Here is a 17,641-nt window from a genome sequence, read left to right as displayed (position 1 = left end):
ACAAGGCTCCTGAGCAGTGGGCCGGGCCGACATAAAGGTACGAACCTAGCAGCCGGCCGGTCCTCAGGGGCGTGCAGTCGCCCGGTCGAGGACGTCGTCGGCCGGGCAGCGGCCGCGCAGCACGTACCGCTCGGTGAAGTCGGCCACCGCGTCCCGCAGCTCGCGCGAGACCCCCTGCCGGGAGAGCGACGCGTACGCGGCCACGAAACATTCCCGCGCGACCGCCGCCAGCTCGGGATCGGTGAGTGCGTCGCGGGCCGCGCGTTCCCAGAGCCGGGGCGTGCCCGCCAGCATCCGCGTCGCCGCCTCGGCCTCGGTGGCCGCCTGCGGATCGTCGAGCAGCGCGGCGATGACCGCGAGCGGCACCCGCCAGCCGGTGCCGGGCTGGCGGTCGGCCACGTCGAGCTCCAGGTGCCCGCGGGCCGCCACCGGGGGCCGCAGGCCGGCCAGGTGCCGGGTGAGGTCGGTGATGGTGGGGCGGTCGCCGGGCCCGGACCGGCTCCAGGCTCGCAACGTCCGGCCCGTGCCCGCCACCGGAGCGTCCAGGACCAGGGCCGTCCAGGCGCCGCGCGGGTCGGCTCCGGGTGGCGCGGACGGCAGGCCGCGCCGCAGAGCCTGGCGGGTGCTGCGCCAGCCGGACGGCCGGCCGTGCCGCAGCGGCGCGTTGGCGAACGCCGCCGCCAGCACGGGAGCGAGTGCGTGGGCCAGATCCCACCGCCGGCGCAGCCCGAACGGCCCGTCCCCGTCGATGCCGGCCTCCAGCGCCACCCGGATGCCGGCGGTCGCCGTGGCGTACGTGTCATCCGGGGCGGTCGCCGGGTCGACGGCGTCGGCGGCCTCGGCCAGCACGGCGAGCCGGTGCCCCGCGATCAGCGGGTGCGGCACCGGCAGGTCCTCGGCCATCCGCGCGGCGCAGACCTCGAGGCCCGGCGACGGTGGACCGCTGACCACCGCGATCCGCCGCGAGCGGGCGCCGAGCAGGCCGTGCCGCAGCGGCGCGCGTTCCCGTAGCGAGCCGACCAGCGAGAGCGGCAGTCCCGGCTCGTCGAGCAGCAGGTCCACGGAGAGGCCGACGAAACCCGGGAGCCCGGGGGCGAAGGCGTGCTCGGCCACCAGGAGCTCGGCGGCCGGTTCGGTCAGCGACATCACGCGGCGCTCCCTGGTCGATGCGGAAGCTCATCCTACTCACCCGACGGGAATTGTGGGCCTTAGGAGTGGCGGTGGTCCAGGGCCACGAAGCGGTAGCCGCGGGCTTTCAAGGCCGGGATGACCGTGCGCAGGGCGGTGTAGGTCTGCGAGCGGTCACCGCCGCCGTCGTGGCAGAGCAGGATCTGGCCCGGCCGGGCGGCCAGCAGGCGCCGGGTGATGGCCGCGACGCCCGGGCGGGACCAGTCGCGCGGGTCGTCGCTCCAGTCCAGCGGGACCATCCGGGCCTTCGCCGCCGCCCGCAGCAGCGCCGGTGACCAGTCGCCGCCGGGGGAGCGGAACAGCGCCGGGGCGTACCCGGTGGTGTCGTAGATCTTCTCCTGGGCGCGGGCGAGCTCCTTGCGCAGGAGACGGTCCGGACGGCGGCCCATCTGGGTGGGATGGCTCCAGGTGTGGTTGGCCACCTGATGGCCGTCGCGGACCACGCTGCGGGCCACCGCCTCGTGCCCGAGCACCTGGTTGCCGATCATGCAGAACAGCGCGGGCACGTGGTGCTTGTCCAGCAGCCGCAGGATCTTGGGCGTCCACAGCGGGTGCGGCCCGTCGTCGATGGTCAGCGCGACCGCGTCGGACGGGAACGCCGGGCCGGGCAGCGCGCGCCGGTAGTCCTTGAGGGTGAACACCGGATCCTTCAACGGCCGCAGGCCGGCCGGCGCCGGTGGCTTCCCGGACGGCCGCGGTGCCGCCGGTCGCGGCGAGGTGGTGGCCCGAGGCGCCGGTGCGCGCGCATCCGACGCCGACGCCGATCCGGCCAGCACCAGTGCGCCGGCCAGCCCAGGCCCGGCCCGCAGCAGGCGCCGCCGCGAGATCGCCGGCTCCCGCGCACTCGCATCGTCACTGTCCGTCACGGACGGAGCGGACGATTCGCGCCTGAGGAAGGAGGGACGATGGATGATCATGTGACAGAAAGCTACCAAGGCCGGACAAGGTGGCTCGCACGGCGGCTGAGGTGCTGACGCACCGACCGGGTCACCGGCCAAGCATGCCCGGCCACCACCAGAGCGGCCGCGGACCGGCACGGCCGCCGTGTCGATGGTGCGGTGACCACCGCCGGGCATCGGGTCGCGCGCGTGGACCGCGAGGTTCACCAGCACCTGTTCCCGCAGTGTTCCGCCGGACCTGAGTGCCCGCCGGCGGCCTCCGCGCGCCCGGGTAGTCTGCATCCGCGTCGTCACAGCCGGTTGATCAAGCCGCGCCGGCGCGCCTGTGCGGAGGGATCAGCCCGTGGCCGAGGATGTCGAGCCGCAGAGTCGAACCGGCGGCTTCTCCGGGCGGCGCCGGCTCGCTGCCGTCCTGGGTGCGGCGGCGGCGGTCCTGGCCGTCGGCGTACCGGTGGCTCTGGCCGGCCGGACGATCTCCGGGCCGCCGGGCGCCGAGGCCGTCCTGCCGTCTCCGCCCGCCGGTGAGTCGCCCCCGTGGGCCGGCGAAGCTGACGGCATGCCGCCGCCCCCGCCGGCCGTCGAGCCGACCGGTGTGCCGGTGGCGAAGCCGGTCCCCGGGCAGGTGAAGGGCCATCCCGTCGACGACGGCTGCCCGGTGACCGCGCCGCTCCTGCTCGACGCCCTGCGCACCGGCGACCGCTATCGGCACCTCGCCACCACCGGCGGGCTGGACGACATCGACTGCTACGACAACTACGCCCTGGCCCGCGTCCGGCCCGACGGCGCCGACGTGGTCTTCCGCTACTCGCCGCTGACCGAGACCTGGCACGCGATCGCCGGCGCCTGCGCCGAGGTGCCCGCCGACATCCGCGCCCACCTCAGCCGCTGTGCCTGAACGAGCTCAGGTCAGCACCACGTGGGGCTTGGCGAAGCCGTTGAAACGGGACGCGTACACGGTCGTGTAGGCGCCGGCGGAACCGATGAACAGCTCCTCACCCTCCCGCAGGTCCGCCGACAGGGGTACGTCCCGGGCGTACGTGTCCTGGCCGTCGCAGGTCGGGCCGGTGATGTGCCAGTTTCGCCGGGCCGCCGAGCGGCGCGCGTCCCAGATCGGGTAGCGCAGCTCCCCGCCGGACTCGAGCACCTCCATCATCCCGTTGAAGACGCCCAGGTCGGTGTGCACCCACCAGCCCGACGGCCGGCGGGCGACCCCGATGACCCGGCAGCGGAAGGTCCCGGCCTCGGCGACCAGGCACCGGCCCGGTTCGGCGAAGACCTCCACCGGGTACGGCAGCTGCGCGATGCCGGCCGCGGCGGCCCGGCCGAACGCCGCCAGTGCGGGCACCGGCTCGTCGTAGACAGCGGGGAACCCGCCGCCGATGTCGACCATCTGCAGCCGGATGCCGTGGCTGACGAGTCTGGCCAGGACGGTGTGCACGTCCTCCAGCGGCCCGGTGAGCGCGGCCGGGGTCAGCGACTGCGACCCGATGTGGAAGGTGATCCCGTACGGCACCAGCCCGAGCGTGCGCGCGCGGACCAGCAGCTCGATCGCCCCGGGCACGTCCACGCCGAACTTGCCCTCGCTGGGCACCAGGCTGGCCCGGTCGCCGGTCGACAGCCGGGCGTAGACGCAGCTCCCGGGGGCTTCCTCGGCCACCCGCTCCAGCTCGTCGAGCGAGTCCACCGAGAACCGGTAGACGCCGGCGCGGGCGGCCCCGCGGGTCTGTTCGCGGGCGCGAACCGGATTGCTGAAGAGCAGATCCTGGCCGCGGACGCCGAGCGACCGCAGAATGCCCACCTCGTCGACCGAGGCGACCTCGAAACGGGCGCCCGCGGTGTGCAGCACGCGCAGCACCCCGGGGTCGGTATTGCATTTGGTCGCGAAGAATGGACGGACGTTCGGGAATGCGTTCTTGAATTCTTCGACGGCAGCGGCTATACGCGCGGATTTCATCTCGAGGACGGGCACGCCGGAAACGGAGGGAGGGCCTTGCAGTCCGGCCGGCGGATCGGCTACCGCGGGGCCTGCAGGAAAAGTGCGCAACGGGGAACCCCTTCACGCTGGGTGACAGCTCCGCTGCTGAGCGTACACCTCGGGGGTCCTCCGGGTGAATACCACGCTCGCCGCCGGATCTGTCCACAGCGGAGTCTGCGCAGGTCAGAGCCCGTTACACAGATTCGGGGCGCCCCGACTGGGGCGCCCCGATCCGGCGTTACCTCAAGGTCCCGATCGCGCGCAACGATTCGGCCGGCGCAGACGTTTCACTATCTTGAAACGGATCTTGCCGTTCGGGAAGTTGACGTTGATTGACTACTTCCCATCGTCACGCACCTATCGGTAACCTCTCATCTGTTGTTATCGAACTCGCCGTCCTTTGCCGAGTGAACAAACTCGGTCCAGTCCGACGGGTTGAAGATGAGAGCTGGACCCGTAGGGTTCTTGCTGTCGCGTACGGCGACAACTGTGTCGAGGAATGCGACCTCGACACAGTTGTTGCCACCGTTTCCGTTGCTGCGACTGGATTTCTTCCACACAGCAGCGTCGAGATGGTGCGCAGGCATGCCAAGCACCTCCCTTCAATATGCGGTTGTAGTTCTCCCCTGCACGGGTTCGTGCAGGCATTCGGTCGTACCGGCCTATCCGCGAAGCAGGCCCTCGATCATCTTGATGGACAAGCGAGGATCGAGGGCTTTGGCGCTCAGTCGCTCGAACTCGTCACGGTAGCGGGCGACCTCTGAATGTTGCTCTTCGTAGTAGTCGCCCGCAAGACCCTCTAGGTAAACTACATCCAAATGAGTGGTCTCCCGGAACGCCAAAAGTGCTGCTGAGCCGCCCAGGAAGGGATGTTCGCCGGCATCGAACGGGAGAATCTTGAACGTCACCGTCGGTAATTGCGCGGTTTCTATCAGGTGCTGCAACTGCTCGTCCATGACATCCGGGCCGCCGATGACCCGTCGCACCACGGATTCGTCGACCAGGGCGAGGAGTTCCAGTGGATTCGTAGCCCGCAGCCGGCCCTGCCGCTTGAGCCGCAGCGCGACCCGCCGGTCCACCAGGTGCGGCGGGTCCTGCGCGCGGCCTGTCCGCATCAGCGCGCGCATGTAGGCCTCCGTCTGCAGTAGACCCGGCAGCACGATGGGTTCCCAGGCCAGCAGGGTCGAGGCCTCCGCCTCCAGGCCCACGAAGTTGCCCGGCCGCATGATGTCGCGGTAGTCCGTCCACCACGTGCGCTCGCGCGACATCCGGGCCAGCGCCATGAGCGCCTCGCGGTAGTTCTCGTCCTGCACGCCGTAGAGGGTCAGCAGGTCCTTGACGTCGCGGGCGGTCACCGCCACGCGCGCGGTCTCGATCCTGGTCACCTTGGCCGCGTGCCACTCGAAATGGCGGCCGACGGTCTCCTGGGTCAGGCCGGCTTCCTCGCGGCAACGCTTCAATTCCGCGCCCAATCGGCGCCGTCGCAGTGTCGGGCCCTCGTCAGTGGACACTGCCGCCCCCTCGGTCCTCGGGAATGGGATTACTTTGACATCCACGCCTGGCGCCGGACCCATCCTCCGGCAAAAACATCACGACGTGATTCCGAGTCTAGTACTTCTTGTGTTGACCTTAGCGCCGGGTACATGATGCACCGGACAGGGAGTTAGTGCGGTCTATACAGGCAGTTGTCCCTGACGAATCCCAGGTCGATGTTCTAGGGAGTGGCGGCGTGCTGGCTGACCAGTTCTATTTGATCGCTCACGAGGACCGGACCGGCCGTTCGCGGCTGCATCCACGGGCCACCGGCATCGGATTGGCCGCGGCGCTGCTGGGCGAACTCATCCTCGACAACAAACTCCGGATCTTCGCGGGCGATCTGGAGATCGTGAGCAACCAACCTCCGCGCGACGGGCTCGACCACGCCGTCCTCGACCTCCTCATCGCCCAGCCGCAGCACCGCGACGTGCGGACGTGGCTCGCCTACCTGTCGCAGGACGCGGCGGTACGGGTCGGGGAGCGCCTCGAACGCTCCGGCGCGGTGGAGTCGGTGACCCGGCGGCGGATGCTGAGCACCCAGACCTTCTACATGCCCAACAACGAGCTGCAGCGCAACGCCGCGGCCTGGGCTCCCATGCGGCTGGCCAACATCCTGGTCCGCGGCCTGGACATGTCCATCACCGACCGGGTGCTGGCCGGCCTCATCGCCGCCACCGGTCTGACCCGCCACGTGCTCTGGGACTTCGAGGCGCACCGGTCCGCGTTCTCCGTCCTGCCGAACACGGTGGCCGCTCTTCCCGACGACCTGCGCCAGCTCATCGAGCACACCGAGGCCAGCGTCGGGTCGGTTCTCGCCGTCGGCCGTCGGTGAGCTCTCGCGGGCGGCACCACCGCCGCCAGGACAACTTCGATCAATGGGCCGGGAGGCTGTTGATGGCGCGTAAGGACCCCGCCGAGCCGGACATCATCTCCAGCGCACTGGCGCGCAACCGGCTCGGCGTCCCGTCGGTGGTCTTCTTCGGGGTGGCCGGGGCGGCCCCGCTGACCGTCATCATCGGCGCGATCTCGGCCATCTACGCGATCATCGGCAACACCGCGGTGCCCGTGGTCTACCTGGTCACCGCCGGTATCCTGTCCATCTTCACGGTGGGCTTCGTGGCGATGAGCCGGCACATCGTGAACTCCGGCGCCTTCTACGCGTACATCAGCCATGGGCTGGGGCGGCTGGCCGGGGTCGGAGCGGCCTTCGTGGCGCTGCCGGCGTACGCGCTCATGCAGATCGGGTTGTTCGGGCTGTTCGGTTCGGCCGCCTCCGACATCCTGGCGGCGTTCGGGCTCAAGGTCGGCTGGTTCGCCTGCGCGCTGGCGGCCTGGGTGGTCGTGTCGGTGCTGGGCCTGCTCTGGGTCGACCTCAGCGGCAAGGTGCTGGCCGTCCTGCTGATCGCCGAGATCAGCATCGTGCTGATCTACGACCTGGTGATGATCGCCAACCCGGCGGGCGGCAGCGTCAGCTTCGCCACGCTGAACCCGGCGCCCCTGTTCACCGCGGACGTCGGGCCGATGCTGGTGCTCGCCATCGCCGGCTTCGTCGGCTTCGAGGCCACCGTCGTGCTGTCCGAGGAGGCCAAGGACCCGAAGAAGACGATCGCCCGGGCCACCCACCTGGCCGTCATCCTCGCCGGCCTGCTCTGCGGGCTGTCGGCGTGGGCGATGTCGGTGACCACCGGGCCCAGCGGGGTGGTGGCGGCGGCCCAGGCCAACCGTACGGACATGGTCTTCGAGCTCGTCGCGCCGCACGTGCCGGAAATCCTGGTCAACATCGGCTACGTCCTGTTCATGACCAGCGTTTTCGCCGCACTGCTGGCGTTCCACGCCGCCGTGGCCCGTTACCAGTTCGCCCTCGGGCGTGAGGGTGTGCTGCCCGCGGCCTGGGGACGGACGCACCCGCGTACCGGTGCGCCGTTGCTCGGCTCGATCACTCAGAGCGTGCTGGCGGTCGCGGTGCTCTCGGCCTACGCCGTCGCCGGTCTGGAACCACTGTTCTACGTGTTCGCCTGGCTGACCACGATCGGCGGTCTCGGCGTGCTCTTCCTCATGTGGAGTGCGTCGTTCGCCGTGCTCGCGTTCTTCGTGCGCAACCGGGGCAAGGAGAACGTCTGGCGTTCGCAGATCGCCCCGATGATCGCGTTCCTGCTGCTCAGCGCCGTACTCGGGATCACCATCATCGGGTTCGGCGAGCTCCTGCAGGTCTCCGGCGACTCGCCGTTCCAGTGGCTGGTCCCGGTGCTCTACTGCGGGGTCGCGGCGATCGGCGTCGGCTGGGCGCTGGTCATGCGGGCCGCGCGGCCCGAGGCGTACGCGGCCATCGGCCGGGGCGTGGACGGCCGCACCATCGCGTTACCGGAAGGGCCACCGTCGACCAAAGGGTCACATGAACCGGTGGGGGCCCGCGGATACCACTACTGAACCCGGACACCCGAAAGGAGAGCAGGCGACGGAAGGAGATCATCCAGATGACCGACGACGGCCGGGAGCCACGGACCGGTGACTCCGTGGCGCCCGGCCGGACGGTGGTAGCGGGCCGGCGGACGCTCCCTGCGGCGCACCTCGAAGTCGACAGCTCCGGGGTATCGGCAGCGCCGCGACGGAGCGTCAGCCCGCCCAGCCCGTGCGAAGGAGATGCCTATGGCGTGATGTCGGGGGACCCTCAGGCCGCCGCGGCTTCCGCGCTGAAATCGTAGAGCCAGTAGGACTGCTGGTCGATCCGCTGGAAGCGCATGTTGTCGGTGAGCCGCTCCACCATGGACCGGAAGATGTGCGAGAAGTTCAGCACCTCGTCGTTGTAGGAGCAGATGTCGATGCCCACGAGCCCGTTCTGGGTGGCCGCGGTGACGTACAACTGCTCGACGAGCTGCCGGAACATGTGCCGGCCCTGGGACTTGGGGTGAACCGCGACGAACCCGATGTACCAGATCCGCTTGCCCGCATAGTGCTCGGGCCAATGCCGCTCGAAGTACTGCGGCGCGATCAACGGCACCGCCTCGAGGTCTCTGGTGTACGTCGCCAGACCGCACAGGGTCCCGTCATCGGTCAGGCAGAGGTACTTCTGGACCCGCGTGTCGTTCATGACCTCGTCGAATTCGTGGCGGTACATCAGGTGCCGTTGCACCGCCATCGCGTTCAGCTCATTGAAGGCGGCGTAGTACAACTGCCAGGCCGCTTCGGCGAGCTCGTCGTCGTTGATCTGATCGACAATTTTGATGACCATGCTGTGCTCCCCGCAATGCTGCCGGTCGGGTGACCATCGACGCCTCACACCACTGAAGTTGATCGATGGCTATGTGACCAACAGAGTACGGAGGGTGACGCGGAAGCAACAGGCGGTGAGCATAGATTTCGGCCCTCCCGTGCCCGGATCGGCGATTTTGGCACGTCAAGGTCATGTACTCGGTGCACGTTGCACAAAGGACACGCCCCAGGCGACCGGCCGGGCCGTCGATGCCCCGCGCGCGGGCGACGGCGGCCCGCTCGCCGCTGTCCACCATGTCACGGGCGCGCCAGAAGCGTTAGATTGTGTTTTCACCATTGACGAGTCTGGATGGCTGCCATGTCGGACCAGTTCACGATCGTGACCGACCCCGCCTCCCATTCTCTGGCGCTCTCGGCCCTGTTCGCGGCGCTGCCGCTGCTCACCCTGTTCATCCTGCTCGGCGCGCTGCGCATGCGGGCCTGGCTTGCGGGGATCATCGCGCTCGTGGTCGCGCTCGTGGTCGCCGTCGCGGTTTATGCGATGCCGGTCGGGCAGGCGCTGCTGTCCGCCTCCGAGGGAGCCGCCTTCGGCTTCTTCCCGATCCTGTGGATCGTGCTGAACGCGATCTGGGTCTACAACCTCACCGTGGCCAGCGGACACTTCGACGTGCTGCGCCGCTCGATGGCCCGGCTCAGCCCGGACATGCGGATCCAGGCGGTCATCGTCGCCTTCTGCTTCGGTGCCCTGCTGGAGGCGCTGGCCGGATTCGGTACGCCGGTGGCGGTCACCGTGGTCATGCTGATGGCCCTGGGCTTCCCGCCGCTGCGCGCGGCCTCGGTCGCCCTGATCGCCAACACGGCACCGGTGGCCTTCGGCGCGCTGGCCACCCCGATCGTCACCCTGGGCACGGTCACCTCGGGCGCCGTGGACGATCCCCGGCTCAACGCCGACACCCTGGGAGCCATGGTGGGGCGGCAGACCCCGCTGCTGGCTGTGGTCGTACCCCTGGTCCTGGTCGCGGTGATCGACGGCCGCCGCGGGGTCCGGCAGACCTGGCCGGCGGCCGTGATCGCCGGGGTGGTCTTCGCCGCCGCGCAGTTCGCGGCCTCGAACTACATCTCGGTACCGCTGACCGACATCATCGCGTCGCTGCTGGCCGCGGCCGCGGTGGTGCTGCTGCTGCGGTTCTGGCGCCCGGCCGAGTCCCCGGACCTGCGCGAGCCGCAGCCCGCCGCCGCCCCGGCCGCCCGCGCGGGTGACAACCTCGCCATGGCCGGCAACGAGCCGGCCCCCGCTGCCGCACATCCGGCCGCCGAGCCGACCCGCGCCGCCGGCCCGCCGGCCGCTGATCCGGGTCGCGCCGCCGGGTCGCCGGGCGCTGATCCGGGTCGCGCCGCCGGGTCGCCGGGCGCTGATCCGGGTCGCGCCGCCGGGTCGCCGGGCGCTGAAGCGGGCCGTGATGCGGTGCCGCCGGGCGACGAGCCGGCGACGGTGGGTGCGGTGCCCGGCAGCCGGGAGGGTGGGGCGGACAGGCGGCCGGCCCGCGCGGACGCCGATCTGGCGCGCCGCGACAGCGGGGCCGAGATCGCCCGCGCCTACGCCCCGTACCTGATCATCATCGTGATCTTCTCGATCGCGAACATCGGGGCGGTCAAGTCGGCCCTGGCCGGGCGGCCGTGGACGGTCACCTTCGGCTGGCCGGGACTGCACATCCTCGGCCTCAACGGCAAACCGCTGGCCTCGACCACCTTCACCCTGGGCTGGCTCGGCGCCGCCGGCACCCTGATGATCCTGGCCGGCATCCTGACTGCGGTGGTGCTGCGGATCCGGCCCGGCCGGGCCCTGCGGGCCTACGCCGACACCTATGTGGAGCTCCGGCACGCCATCGTCACCGTGATGGCGGTGCTGGCGCTGGCCTACGTGCTCAACCAGTCCGGCCAGACCAACACGCTCGGCGAGTTCCTGGCGCAGGCCGGTGGGCTGTTCATCTTCCTGTCCTCGATCCTGGGCTGGATCGGGGTGGCGGTGACCGGTTCCGACACCTCGGCCAACGCTCTCTTCGGCGCCCTGCAGGTGGAGACCGCGGCCCGCGCCGGGCTCGATCCGGTGCTGCTCGCCGCCGCGAATTCCTCCGGTGGGGTGCTGGGCAAGATGATCAGCCCGCAGAACCTGGCGATCGCCGCGTCCGCCGTCGGCATGGCCGGCCGGGAGGGTGACATCTTCCGCAAGGTGGTCGGCTGGAGCCTGGTGCTGCTGCTGGTCATGTGTGTCCTGGTCACCCTGCAGGGCACGCCCGTGCTCAGCTGGATGGTGCCGGGCGGCTGAGCAGCAGTTCCACCGCGGCGGTGAGCGTCGCCACGACCGGCACACCGGCGTCGGCGAAGTGGTCGCGGGCGTGCAGGGCGTCCTCGCCCGGGTGGTAGAGCACGCACCGGACGCCGCACTCGCGGGCCGCGCGGGCGTCGTCGAGGCTGTCCCCGACGACGACCGCGTGGTGCCGGGCGATGCCCTGCTCGTGCAGGTGGCGGCGCAGATGCGGGGCCTTGTGGGCCAGGTCCCGGCCGGTGCTGCCGTCGACGCGGGTGAAATGGTGGCCGATGCCCGCGGCGGCGATCAGCGGGACGAGCTGCTCGTGCGGATACATCGAGAGCAGCGACTGCCGGCCGCCGGCGGCCGTCCACCGGGAGAACGCGTCGATCGCGTCGGCGGTGAGGGTCACGGCCGTGCGGTGCCGGGCGTACGCGGCGCGGAAGCACTCGTCGAGCCGCCGTTGCTCGTCGCCGGTCAGCGGCCGGCCGGCGAGCCGCTCGTAGAAGGTGGTGATCGGCTGGGTGTGGTGGCGCTGGTAGGCCGCGCGGGTGACGGCGGGCAGGCCGCACGCGGCGAACGCGTCGATGGTCGCGTCGATGAGCGCCCGGCTGTCGCCGAAGACCGTGCCGTTCCAGTCCCAGACGATGTGGCCGGTCACGCGCCGGCCACCCGAGCCGGTGCCGGGCCGGCCCGGTAAACGACGGTCAGCACCGCGACGCAGATCAGCGCGGCCACGGGGGCGAGGCCGAAGCCGTACCGGATGCCGGCAGCGATCAGAGGACCGGCCGCCGCCGCACCGATCGCGCTGCCGACCGCGAAGGCCGTCGCCACCCAGGCGAAGGCCTCGGCGACCGTGCCCGCCGGGGCGAGCCGGTCGGCCGCGAGGAACACCGCCGTGAGCAGCGGTGGCAGGGCCAGGCCGCTGACGGCCATAAGTACCGCCATCGCCGCCGGCCGGGGCGTGACCAGCAACGGCAGGAAGCCGGCCATCAGTGCGGCAGCCAGCAACGGCAGCCTGATCGGCCCACCGGGCCGGGCCCGGGTGTAGAGCAGGCCGCCGATCAGCGCCCCGGCCGCCTGGGCGGCGAGCAGCCAGCCGCTCAGCGACCGGGCCCCGGCGGCCTCGGCATAGCCGGTCAGCGCCACCGGGATGCTGCCGAAGGCCAGGCCCACGCAGAGCACCCCGACCAGCATCAGGGCCAGCCGGTGCGAGCGCAGCGGTCCGGCCCAGTGCCGTACGGCCGGCACCCCGCGCCACGAGCGCACGGCCGGCGTCCTCGCGAACACCGCGGTGCCCGCCAGTTGCAGCGCGGCCGCGGTGAGCAGGCCGGCGGTCGGGCCACCCAGGGCCACGGCCGCGACCGTCGTCAGCGGACCCACCACGAAGATCACCTCCTGGACGGCGATGTCCAGGGCATACGCCGCCGGGACCACGTCCGGGGCCAGCAGGTCCGGCCACAGCGCGCGCAGGCACGCCTCCAGCGGCGGGGTGCCGAGCCCGGCCAGCGCCGCCCCGACGGCGGCTACCGGGATGCGGTGCCCGCCCGCGGCGACCAGCGCGAACCCGGCGCCGGACACCAGCGCCGAAGCCCACAGGACGGGCGGCTGGCGCCAGCGGTCGACCGTGCGGGCCAGCAGGGGAGCGCTCACCGCCATCGCCGCCGTGTACGCCGCGACCAGCAGCCCGGCGGCGGTCAGGCTCAGCGACTGGCGGGCGAACAGGAGCAGGGCGAGCGGGCCGGAGGCCAGCGGCAGGCGGCCGACCTGGCTGGCCAGCAGGACGCGGGAGACCTGCGGCGCGCGCAGCACCGCGCGGACCCGGGGCGGAGAGGAACTGACAGCGGACATGACACATCGCTCCCTGTGCGATGAGGAATGGTGCTGGACGCGCCGGTGCCGGGGCTGCGTCAGGGAGCGAAGTCGGCCCGCTCGTGGTCGTTGCCGTAGAGCGGCAGGGCGGGGGTGATCCAGTGGGCGTACGCCGCCGCGACTGCCTCCACCGGGATCACTGCCCGACCATAACCCAGCCGGCCCGGTCGGTGGGGGCCACGTCGGCGGCCCGGGGCACGACCGGCAGCGTGAACCAGAACCGGCTGCCGCCGCCCGGGTTGTCGTCGATGCCGACCCGGCCGCCGTGGCGTTCGACGATCCGGGCCACGATGGCCAGGCCCAGGCCGGTGCCCGGATAGCCCTCGCTGCCGGCCGCCCGGGCGAAGGCGGTGAAGACGGAGTCGCGCTGGTCCTCCGGGATGCCGATGCCGCGGTCGGCGACGTCGATCCGGACGGCGTCGCCCTCGGGCCGGCTGCTGATCCGCACGTACGGCTGATGCCCCTCCGCCGTGTACTTCACCGCGTTGCCGATCAGGTTGTCCAGCACCTGCCGCAGCAACGTGGCATCCCCCGGTACGGCGGGCAGCGGGTCCACGACGATCAGCGGGCCCGACTGCTGTGCCCCGGTGAGCCGTTCGTGAGCGATGTCGTCGGCCAGCGCCTTCAGGTCGACCGTCGTGGTGTTCAGCGTCCGGTTCTCGGCGGTGGCGTAGTCGAGCAGGTCGTCGATGAGGGTCCGCATGCGCTGGGCGCCGCCGTACAGCCGTTCCAGGAAGTCACGGTGCTGCGGGTCGAGCCGCGCCGCGGCCTCCTCGCGCAGGAAGTCCGCGTAGCCGGTGATCCGGGCCAGGGGGCTGCGCAGGTCGTGGGCCACGATGCCGGCGAAGCCGACCAGCTCGGTCTCGCGCTGCCGCAGCTGCTGCTCGACTGCCTCGCGCCGCCGGATGTCGTGCAGCAGCGCGGTGGTGGCCTGGTCGACGCGGCGCAGCGCGCGGTTGCGGGAGGTGAGCACCGTGCCGGTGAGCCCGGCGATCAGCGCGGTCAGCAGGGCGCCGATGATCCACGCGGCGACGTCCAGGTGCATGTCGGCGCCGGGCAGCAGCCGCTGGGTGGGCTGGACGACGAGCCGCCAGGTGCGTTGCGGCACGGTGACCGGGACGTCGCTGGGGTCCGGGTGGTCGTGCAGCCGGGCCGGCGGCATCCAGCTCGCGACCGGGACCGGGGTGCCGGGGGCGGGGTCGAACAGGGTGACGGCCACGGCGTCCCCGGCCACCACGCTGATGGCCTGCCGCAGGAAGTCGCCGCCGCGCAGCCCCATGGTCAGCCAGCCGCGGAACTGCCCGGTGTCGGGGGCGGCCGGCGAGGTCGCATAGACCGGCGCGGCCAGCACGAACGACAACTGCTGGAGCGTGGCCGGCAGGGCCTGGTCCTTGATCAGGCGGTAGGTGCTGCTCGTCGCGACCCGGTGACTCGTCCGGGCCTGCCGCATCGCCGCGACCGCCGCCGGAGACCCGGCCAGGTCGCGGCCCAGCAGCGACTCACCGCGGTCGAGCGAGCGGTGCAGCACGATGAACAGGTGGTCGCCCACGGCGGTCGGCACCGGCTGCAGGGTCAGCCCGGCGTCACCGCGGTCCCGCCAGAAACGCTGCACCTGCGGGATCCGTGATCTGCTCGCCGGCACCACGAAGGCCACGCCGCTGGCCCCGGGCAGCCGCTGCTGGTCGATCGCGGCGACGGTCGCGGTGAACTCGGCGGACTCCAGCCGGGCCTGGGCACCGACGGCCGCGGCCAGGTCGGTCAGGGAGGTGCTGTAGCGACGGACCTCGGCGGCCACCGTCTGCGCGACGATCATGGATCGTTGCTCCAGGGCCCGGTGCGCCCGGTCGTCGTCGGCCCGCCGCAACGCCAGCGCGGCCAGCGTGGTGCCGAGCAGGCCGAGGGCGATGACCAGGGCGAGCACGCGTACCGAGCGACGCCCCGGCGACCGCGAGCCGGCGCCGGGGGAGGTGCTCGTGCCGGAATCCCCGCCCACGGCCCGACGCTACGCCCGCGGCCGGGGCCCGGGTGGCGATTCCCGCGAGTGGCGGGGTGGTCCGGTGGGCTGGGTATGGTGATCTCATGTCAGGACCCGCCGTGCCGGCCGTCGAGGCGGCCGGGATCGCGCACCGCGTGCTGCGGCACGGGCCGGTCGGCAGCGTGGCCGAGGCCGCTGCCGCCCAGGGCATGGAGGTCCGGGATCTGGTCAAGACCCTGGTCGTACGCCGCGCCGACGACCAGTACGTCTTCGTGCTGGTGCCCGGCGACCGGGTGATCTCGTGGCCCAAGCTGCGCGCCCTGTTCGGGGTCAACCGCCTGTCGATGCCGGACGCTGCGACGGCCAAGCAGGCCACCGGCTACGAGCGCGGCACCATCACCCCGTTCGGGTCCTCGACGGCCTGGCCGGTGATCGCCGACGACCGGCTGCGCGGCCGCACGATCGGCCTCGGCGCGGGCGAGCGCGGGGTGGCTCTGCAGGTGGCCGCGGACGAGGCCGGCAAGGCGCTGGACGCCACCTTCGCCGACGTGACGGATCCCGAGCCGGCCCGGTCCTAGCGACCTTCAGGCCGGCTGGGCGACGTGCCCGGGGATCTCCTCGATCCGGTGGTAGACCGGCAGGCCCCGCTCCCGGGCGATGGCCACGTCCTGATCCGCACCGGTGGACTCGCCGGGCAGCCGCAGAACCGCGTCGCAGTGCTGCAGCAACCGCTGGGCCGTCGGGTAGAGCACGTCCTCGGCGGTGGCCGCGCCGTGCGCCCGGTCGAGCACCGGCAGCGCCACCCATTCGCCGATCATGGGCACGTGCCCGGCCTGGAAGATCGGCCACGCCGCCTCCTCGAGGCGGGCCAGGTTGGCCGCGATCAGGTCGGGGTCGCCGCCGGTGCCGGAGCGGTAGGGACCGGCAATGAGGATCATCATGGGCTTCATGGCGCCAGATTAGCGCTAGACTCGGCAGAATCAAAGAAGAACGTGGAGAAACGTGCATGCTGGCTGCGCAACGCAAGGACTTCCTGCTCGCCCGGCTCGACCGGGACCGGCGGGTGGTGGCCAAGGATGTGGCCGCCGAGCTCGGGGTCTCCGAGGACAGTGTCCGGCGGGACCTGCGGGAGCTGGCTGCCGCCGGGCTCTGCCAGCGGGTCTACGGCGGTGCGCTGCCCGCCTCGCCGGCGGTGGCCGACTACGGCGCCCGGCGCGCGGTCGAGGTGGACAGCAAGCAGCGGGTCGGCGTGGCCGCGGCGGCCCTGATCCGGCCGGGGAGCACCGTGATCCTCGACGGCGGCACGACCGCTCTGGCGGTCACCCGGGCTCTGCCGGCCGGCCTGGAGGCCACCGTGGTCACCCACAGTTCGACCGTCGCGGCCGCGCTCGCCGAGCACCCCGCGGTCGAGGTCTACATCCTCGGCGGCCGGCTCTTCCGGCACTCGATGGTCGCGTGCGGCGCGGCGGCGGTCGAGGCCGCCCAGGTGGTGCACGCGGACCTGTTCCTGCTCGGGGTCACCGGCGTGCACCCCGACGCCGGGCTGACCACCGGCGACGCCGACGAGGCCGCGATGAAACGGGCCCTGGCCGGGCGGGCCGCGGACACCTACGTCCTGGCCAGTACCGAGAAGATCGGGGCCGCCTCCCGCTTCGCGGTGCTGCCGCTGAGCGCCGTCGCGGGCGTTGTCACCGACGCATCGTCACAGGACGAAACCGTACGGCGACTGAGTGCTGAAGGCGTACCGGTGCTTCCCGCTTAGGTCGCGGAGTATGACCGTTCGGCGCACGCCTGCGATCGATGGGCGGTTTATGCTTGCGCCGTTCCATCCGGCGTGGTTCCGCTCGAGCAAGGGATGTGCACGTGGCTGACGGCCAGCAGGAGATGCCCAAACTGGACACCACCGTCCCGCAGACGGCCCGGATCTGGAACCACCTGCTGGGCGGCAAGGACAACTTCGCCGTCGACCGGGAGGTCGGCGACCAGATCATCGCGTCCCTGCCGCAGCTCGCCGAGAACGCCCGGCTCTCCCGGGCCTACCTGGCCCGCGTGGTGCGTTACCTGGCCGGCGAGGCCGGCGTACGGCAGTTCCTGGACATCGGCACGGGCCTGCCCACCGCCGACAACACCCACGAGGTCGCGCAGCAGGTCGCCCCGGACGCCCGGATCGTCTATGTGGACAACGACCCGCTGGTGCTCGCGCACGCCCGGGCTCTGCTGACCACCAGCCCCGAGGGCGCCACCGACTACATCGACGCCGACCTGCGCGACGCCGACACCATCCTGCGCGAGGCCGCCCGCACCCTCGACCTGGACCGGCCGGTGGCGCTGTTCCTGATGGGCATTCTCGGTCACATCGAGGACGACGCCGAAGCCAAGTCGATCATCGACAAAATCATGGGACGGCTCGCCCCGGGCAGCTACCTCGCGATGTACGACGGCAGCGACACCAGCGAGGCCAACAACGAGGCCGTGCGGATCTGGAACATCTCCGCCAACCCGAAGTACCACCTGCGCAGCGCCGCCCGCATCGCCGGGCTGTTCGAGGGGCTGGAACTGGTCGAGCCCGGTGTCGTCCCGGTGACCCGCTGGAAGCCGGAGCCGGGTGCCGAGAACGCGCCGGAGATCGACCAGTACTGTGCCGTGGGCCGCAAACCGTAAACGACGACGGGAACACC

At 71.8% G+C, this 17,641-nt stretch carries 17 protein-coding genes; 7 read left to right on the top strand and 10 right to left on the bottom strand.

What is annotated here, in order from left to right; translation table 11 throughout:
* Positions 1-63 precede the first annotated feature (63 nt).
* Positions 64-1,146 carry a glutamate-cysteine ligase family protein gene (locus tag AB0C12_RS02285; RefSeq protein ID WP_360543251.1) on the bottom strand — a complete coding sequence of 361 codons (1,083 nt, stop codon included), beginning with the start codon at positions 1,144-1,146 and terminating at the stop codon, positions 64-66.
* Between the two features lie 62 nt (positions 1,147-1,208).
* Positions 1,209-2,054 carry a polysaccharide deacetylase family protein gene (locus tag AB0C12_RS02280; RefSeq protein ID WP_360543249.1) on the bottom strand — a complete coding sequence of 282 codons (846 nt, stop codon included), beginning with the start codon at positions 2,052-2,054 and terminating at the stop codon, positions 1,209-1,211.
* 376 nt (positions 2,055-2,430) lie between these two features.
* On the opposite strand from AB0C12_RS02280, the gene AB0C12_RS02275 reads away from it, so the two are divergent.
* Positions 2,431-2,982, top strand: a complete 552-nt coding sequence (locus AB0C12_RS02275) for a hypothetical protein (RefSeq protein WP_360543247.1) — start codon at positions 2,431-2,433, stop codon at positions 2,980-2,982.
* Positions 2,983-2,988: 6 nt separating this feature from the next.
* Here the strand turns inward: AB0C12_RS02275 and AB0C12_RS02270 are convergent, their stop codons facing one another.
* The 3 genes from AB0C12_RS02270 to AB0C12_RS02260 form a co-directional block, all read right to left on the bottom strand.
* Positions 2,989-4,041 (bottom strand): type III PLP-dependent enzyme, encoded by a 1,053-nt coding sequence (locus AB0C12_RS02270; protein WP_360543245.1) that lies wholly within the window; start codon positions 4,039-4,041, stop codon positions 2,989-2,991.
* 392 nt (positions 4,042-4,433) lie between these two features.
* A complete protein-coding gene (locus AB0C12_RS02265) occupies positions 4,434-4,649 on the bottom strand; it encodes a DUF397 domain-containing protein (protein ID WP_360543243.1) in 216 nt (71 codons plus the stop codon).
* A gap of 75 nt (positions 4,650-4,724) precedes the next feature.
* The gene (locus AB0C12_RS02260) at positions 4,725-5,573 is read right to left on the bottom strand and encodes a helix-turn-helix transcriptional regulator (protein WP_360543241.1); all 849 of its coding nucleotides are present in this window, start codon (positions 5,571-5,573) and stop codon (positions 4,725-4,727) included.
* 218 nt (positions 5,574-5,791) lie between these two features.
* On the opposite strand from AB0C12_RS02260, the gene AB0C12_RS02255 reads away from it, so the two are divergent.
* Together AB0C12_RS02255 and AB0C12_RS02250 are read left to right on the top strand one after the other, a co-directional pair.
* On the top strand, positions 5,792-6,430 hold the full coding sequence (locus AB0C12_RS02255) for a GPP34 family phosphoprotein (RefSeq protein ID WP_360543239.1): 639 nt from the start codon (positions 5,792-5,794) through the stop codon (positions 6,428-6,430).
* A gap of 62 nt (positions 6,431-6,492) precedes the next feature.
* The gene (locus AB0C12_RS02250; RefSeq protein WP_360543237.1) at positions 6,493-8,025 is read left to right on the top strand and encodes an APC family permease; all 1,533 of its coding nucleotides are present in this window, start codon (positions 6,493-6,495) and stop codon (positions 8,023-8,025) included.
* 241 nt (positions 8,026-8,266) lie between these two features.
* On the opposite strand, the gene AB0C12_RS02245 is transcribed toward AB0C12_RS02250, so the two are convergent.
* Entirely contained in the window at positions 8,267-8,827 is a 561-nt protein-coding gene (locus tag AB0C12_RS02245) for a GNAT family N-acetyltransferase (protein ID WP_360543235.1), read from the bottom strand.
* Between the two features lie 330 nt (positions 8,828-9,157).
* Here AB0C12_RS02245 and AB0C12_RS02240 point away from each other — a divergent pair, with 330 nt between their 5' ends.
* A complete protein-coding gene (locus AB0C12_RS02240) occupies positions 9,158-11,134 on the top strand; it encodes an L-lactate permease (protein ID WP_360543233.1) in 1,977 nt (658 codons plus the stop codon).
* On the opposite strand, the gene AB0C12_RS02235 is transcribed toward AB0C12_RS02240, so the two are convergent.
* The 3 genes from AB0C12_RS02235 to AB0C12_RS02225 all read right to left on the bottom strand — a co-directional run bounded on the left by AB0C12_RS02235 (position 11,109) and on the right by AB0C12_RS02225 (position 14,981).
* Positions 11,109-11,777: a haloacid dehalogenase-like hydrolase gene (locus AB0C12_RS02235; protein WP_360543231.1), complete on the bottom strand. Its 669-nt coding sequence runs from the start codon at positions 11,775-11,777 to the stop codon at positions 11,109-11,111. The two genes, AB0C12_RS02240 and AB0C12_RS02235, sit on opposite strands and share 26 nt — an antisense overlap.
* Positions 11,774-12,967 (bottom strand): MFS transporter, encoded by a 1,194-nt coding sequence (locus AB0C12_RS02230; RefSeq protein ID WP_360543229.1) that lies wholly within the window; start codon positions 12,965-12,967, stop codon positions 11,774-11,776. Before AB0C12_RS02230 ends, AB0C12_RS02235 begins: the two co-directional genes overlap by 4 nt.
* A 157-nt stretch (positions 12,968-13,124) precedes the next feature.
* The gene (locus tag AB0C12_RS02225) at positions 13,125-14,981 is read right to left on the bottom strand and encodes an ATP-binding protein (protein WP_360543227.1); all 1,857 of its coding nucleotides are present in this window, start codon (positions 14,979-14,981) and stop codon (positions 13,125-13,127) included.
* Positions 14,982-15,067: 86 nt separating this feature from the next.
* Between AB0C12_RS02225 and AB0C12_RS02220 the strand changes: the two genes are divergently transcribed.
* Entirely contained in the window at positions 15,068-15,541 is a 474-nt protein-coding gene (locus AB0C12_RS02220; RefSeq protein ID WP_360543225.1) for a YbaK/EbsC family protein, read from the top strand.
* A gap of 6 nt (positions 15,542-15,547) precedes the next feature.
* Here AB0C12_RS02220 and AB0C12_RS02215 read toward each other — a convergent pair whose 3' ends face one another.
* On the bottom strand, positions 15,548-15,913 hold the full coding sequence (locus tag AB0C12_RS02215) for a DUF4406 domain-containing protein (RefSeq protein ID WP_360543223.1): 366 nt from the start codon (positions 15,911-15,913) through the stop codon (positions 15,548-15,550).
* A 56-nt stretch (positions 15,914-15,969) separates the two neighbouring features.
* Between AB0C12_RS02215 and AB0C12_RS02210 the strand changes: the two genes are divergently transcribed.
* Both AB0C12_RS02210 and AB0C12_RS02205 read left to right on the top strand, forming a co-directional pair.
* Complete coding sequence (locus tag AB0C12_RS02210; protein ID WP_360543221.1) at positions 15,970-16,725, top strand: DeoR/GlpR family DNA-binding transcription regulator; 756 nt, start codon at positions 15,970-15,972, stop codon at positions 16,723-16,725.
* Positions 16,726-16,847: 122 nt separating this feature from the next.
* Positions 16,848-17,624, top strand: coding sequence for an SAM-dependent methyltransferase (locus AB0C12_RS02205; RefSeq protein ID WP_360544904.1), 777 nt, complete (start codon positions 16,848-16,850; stop codon positions 17,622-17,624).
* The last annotated feature ends 17 nt before the right edge of the window (positions 17,625-17,641 follow it).

This window comes from Actinoplanes sp. NPDC048967 (genome assembly GCF_040649415.1).
Lineage (GTDB): Bacteria > Actinomycetota > Actinomycetes > Mycobacteriales > Micromonosporaceae > Actinoplanes.
Note: the sequence above shows the minus strand (reverse complement) of the source record. Positions and strands in the feature narration are given on the sequence as shown.